The following is a 930-nucleotide window of genomic DNA, read 5'->3' on the forward strand; positions in this document are numbered from 1 at the left end:
GATTGCCGACCGGGGGTTGCTCAGCACGGCCAACATCGAAGAATTGGACAAACTGCAAACGCAACTCAAAAAGGACGGCCGTGATGTCGCCGTGGAGTACATCCTGGCGCTGCCGGCAGCACGATATGGCGACTTTGCAGATGACCTGCAAAAGTTGCACAAGAGCCAGGACGCCACCCAGGAATGGTGTGCCGAGACCAAATGGAACGATAGTCGTCTGGTGGTGGCGCACGACCCAGTAGCTGCCAACAGGCGTACCGCTGCGCGCGATAACAAGGTAGCCGAATTGGTCAAGCTGGGCCAGCAGTGCACTGTCAAACTCGATGAGCAGGACGAGAGTCTGCGTACCGGGACAAAGAAAAAAAGCAAAGGCCGACCAATGTCCGATTCGGGGACCAAGGCACGTTTCTACCATGAGGTCAAAGTTGCCCACATGGCGCATCTGATCAAGGTGGACTTGAAAGCGCAGTTGTTCAGTTACACGATTGACGAAGACAAAAAACGCTACCTGGAACTGCTCGATGGCAAGCTGCTGCTGGTGACCAACACCAAGGCAACTGCGGCTGAGGCGGTGCAGCGTTACAAGAGCTTGGCCGATATTGAGCGGGGCTTTCGGGTACTGAAATCAGACATCGAGATTGGGCCGGTGTACCACCGGCTGCCACAGCGCATTCGCGCGCATGCACTGATTTGTTTCATGGCGCTGGTTCTGTACCGGGTGATGCGTATGCGGCTCAAGGCTGCCAAACGCTCAGAGTCGCCCACCACGTTGCTGGAGCAACTCAAGCGCATCCATCAGCAGACCGTTGAGACCGGCGAGGGCCAAACGCTGACCGGCTTGACCGAGATCACGCCCGCTCAGAAGTCGCTGTTTGCGGCCTTGGAATTGACTCCACCCACCCCATCAGACCTCGCCAAACACGTTTTGTA

Annotated in this window: 1 protein-coding gene; it reads left to right on the plus strand. The window is 56.8% G+C overall.

What is annotated here, in order from left to right:
• Positions 1–930: IS1634 family transposase (locus PY257_RS16240; protein WP_275743703.1), on the plus strand; the 930-nt coding region annotated here is incomplete at both ends.

Origin of the sequence: Curvibacter soli (genome assembly GCF_029211125.1) — a bacterium.
Lineage (GTDB): Bacteria > Pseudomonadota > Gammaproteobacteria > Burkholderiales > Burkholderiaceae_C > Curvibacter_A > Curvibacter_A soli.